General features: G+C 56.9%; 2 protein-coding genes. Both read right to left on the reverse strand.

The window, feature by feature from the left end:
• Positions 1 to 129: 129 nt before the first annotated feature.
• Positions 130 to 1467: a DUF3482 domain-containing protein gene (locus F9B91_RS12095; RefSeq protein WP_070538749.1), complete on the reverse strand. Its 1338-nt coding sequence runs from the start codon at positions 1465 to 1467 to the stop codon at positions 130 to 132.
• Positions 1468 to 1529: 62 nt separating this feature from the next.
• Positions 1530 to 2990: a DUF2868 domain-containing protein gene (locus F9B91_RS12100; protein WP_225306659.1), complete on the reverse strand. Its 1461-nt coding sequence runs from the start codon at positions 2988 to 2990 to the stop codon at positions 1530 to 1532.
• Between the last annotated feature and the right edge of the window lie 203 nt (positions 2991 to 3193).

Genomic DNA, 3193 nt, shown 5'->3' on the forward strand with positions numbered 1-3193 from the left:
TGGGATGCGGGTGGCGGCCGGGCGGTTTGTTGCTATGATACTGGAGTTCCGATATACAAGGTGAGGTTGCCGATATGGCAAAGGTCGTCTGAAAGCCTTGAGTTAAGGTTTCAGACGACCTTTGATTTTTTATCCGCCCAATTTCCTACTCAAACTTTCCGTGTATTCCTCGCGCTCGGCGCGGCTGGTTTCGGGGAGGTGGGTGTTGAGGGATGACCATTTCCACCTGCTGCGCGCTTTGTTGAGTTCGGACGGAAGTTTGTCCGCCTGCCATGGCGCTTTGCGGCTGTGCAACTCGACTTGCGATTGCGCCGCGTGGCCGCGCGTTTGCAGGATGTGGAGCAAATCGAGGGCGCGGGCGGCGAGCAGGGTCAGGGTTTCGGGATCGGTGTGCAGGGTTTGGCGGCCGCTGAGCTTGTCGGAAATGGTGCGGGTATTGGGCAGGATGCCGCCCAAAAAGCCGCCGATTGCCGTCCCCAATCCGAGCGAACCGCCGAGCGTGGCGATGTCCAGCCCCAAACCGATGAGTGCGCCGGTTGCCGCGCCCGTGCCGGTACGGATGCCGTATTCTTTGAGCAATTCGCTGTCGAACGGGTCTTGACGGAAGGCTTTCGGCACCCAGTCGCCACTGTCGATTTCGCTGTGGTAGAAACGGTAGAGGCCAAACAGCCGCTGCTGCATCTGCCGTTCGAGCTGGCGTATTTCTGCCTGCATGGTTTGCAGGACGGGCGCGGGGTCGTCGTTTTCGTCGATTTCCTGCGTGAAGGCGGCAACGTCGAGCAGGAAACCTGCGATTTCGTGTCGCGCTTCTTTATCCAGACGCGTCCATTCGCGGCGGCGGGAGGCGGTCAGGCGGTCGATGATGTCATGCTGTGGCAACATGGTGGCGAGCTTGTTCCAAAGGTTCAATTCGCCTTCAAAATCGAAGGCGACGGTATCGAATCCTGCGAAAACGTGCAGGGTTCGCCGCGCCAGCATAGTCGTCCACGCTTCGGGAAGCTGCCCGCCGGTAAAGTTGAACACAGGCATGACCGGCTTGGCGCACCATGAAAGGATGGTCAATTCATCACGATATTTGTCCAAGACGGGTTCGCGCGCGTCGATGACGTACAACGCCATGTCACTTTGCAGAAGCTGCCGCAGCACTTTGGCTTCTTGGTTGAAATCGTGATGTGCGCCGTCGCTGTCGAGAAACTGTTGCAGCCGCTCGATGCCGTCGGCGCGTGCATCCGTATGGGTTTCAAGCCAGTCCAAAACGCCGCCCGCGTCTTCGAGTCCGGGCGTATCGTACAGATACAGCAGCGTGTCGGTGCCGTCGGTAATCGCGGCTTCTTCGACATGGCGCGTGGTGGACGGGGCGTTTTTGACTTCGCCGAACCCGCTGTCGCGCAACAGGGTGCGCAGGAGCGAGGTTTTGCCGGTATTGGTATGCCCGACGACGGCGAGGGAAAGTGGTTGTTTGTTCATGATGTTTTTGAAGAATGGATTTTCAGACGACCTTTTTCAGGATGGCGGCTTTATGGGGCGTTTCAAGTGCGGTCATTGGTTTTCAGACGACCTTCTTGCGCCGCCTTATCAGGTTCCAGCCATGCCACGTCGCACTCTGCCAGCGCGTTGCGCCAGTGGTTCAATGTTTCGGACAGGTCGTCTGAAAGTGCCCGCTCCGTCAAAAGCTGCACCACCGCCCCGCCCTGCGCCGCTTCGGAGAGTCGGACAATCTGCCGCAACACGCCGCGGTCGGGGACGGTTTCCGCGCGCACGCCGATGAGGAGCTGGGCGGGTTTCTGTTTCAACTCGTTTTCCAAAGCGGCAACTTCTTCCCGATTCGCCGCTACGCCTTTATCCAGCCATTCCTGCGCCAGCCTGCCCGTAAACCATGTGCCTTCGTGCCATTCGGTTTCCAGCATGACTGCCCACTTGGGCGCGTCGTTTAAGGTGATTTTCGGAGAAACGGCGGACACGGTTTCCCGACGCGTATCCGCATCAACGATTTTATTCTGCCAGCGGCGGATGACCGCCTGATAATAAGGCTTCTCCAAATCCAGCTTGCTTTGGCTTGTTTTTAAAAAGATTTTGCATACCGCCCAAGCCAGCAGGCGCGGCAGGATGCCGTAGCAGGCTATGCTGCCGACCAACAAGCCCGACCACGCGCGTGCATCGGCGATGTTGCCGTTCAGACGACCTTCGACCACCGCCCGCGCATCAGGGGCAGGGAAACCGAGTTTCGACGGTAGCCACGCCAACATTTCGACCGCGCGTACCGAAGCGGCATTGCTCAACAGCGTACTTTCCCAGTTGAACGTATATTGGCGCACCAAAAGCAGCAGCAATACCGACACCAGCATCCCGCTCAATGTGCAGAGCCATAGACTGTGCGAAGTCGCGCCGGCAATCCAACGCGCCGAAGGCTGCCGCCATTCGTCCGCATACAGCCGAAACACCGCCTGATTGACGGGATCTTTACCCCGAAACCACGTCGCCGGACTGCTGAAAAACCGCCCTACTTTTACGTGCAGGAACAGCGATGCCAGCCATACCGCCAACATCAGCGTATTCATGCCCAACACGCCCGCCAAAATCAGGAAGAAATTCAGCCCTTGGCTGTCCATCAGAAGGTAAGTGCCTGAAAAGCCGGTACTGAACATCGCCGCAGCCGCCACAATCCACAGCCAAAACGACCCGGTCCGTACTTGTTCCAAGGTATGCCAAAGCTGACTGTCTCTGTCTATCATCTCCGCGCGGCGGATGATTTTTCCTTCCACGCCGCCCTCGACATGACGCAACGCCTCCGTCGCCTGCACGGGATCGCCGGCAAAAATATAGCCGCCCTCTTCCAAAATACGGACAAGTTCGGCGAGTTTTCGGGATGGGTTCAACATAAAAAGGTCGTCTGAAAGGGATAGTGAAAACGCAAAGATTTTATCATAGCCCTTTTCATCCGTAGGCAGGATTCTTGAGTCCGGCGTTTTATAGCAAATGGCAAGGTTCACTTCTTTTTAACCCCTTGTCTGCCACCAGCCATCATTTACGCGCAAGCGGGAATTTATTGGAAATCCTAAGAAGAGATCTTTGCAAAAAAGCCCTTCCCTCAACAGCCGGAACCCAAACACAGGTTTTCGGCTCTTTCCCTCCCCCAATACCTCCTGATTTTACCCAAATACCCCCTTAATCCTCCCCAGATACCTGATAGTCA

The sequence above is a fragment of the Streptococcus mitis genome (assembly GCF_008763935.1).
Taxonomy (GTDB): Bacteria; Bacillota; Bacilli; order Lactobacillales; family Streptococcaceae; genus Streptococcus; species Streptococcus mitis_DB.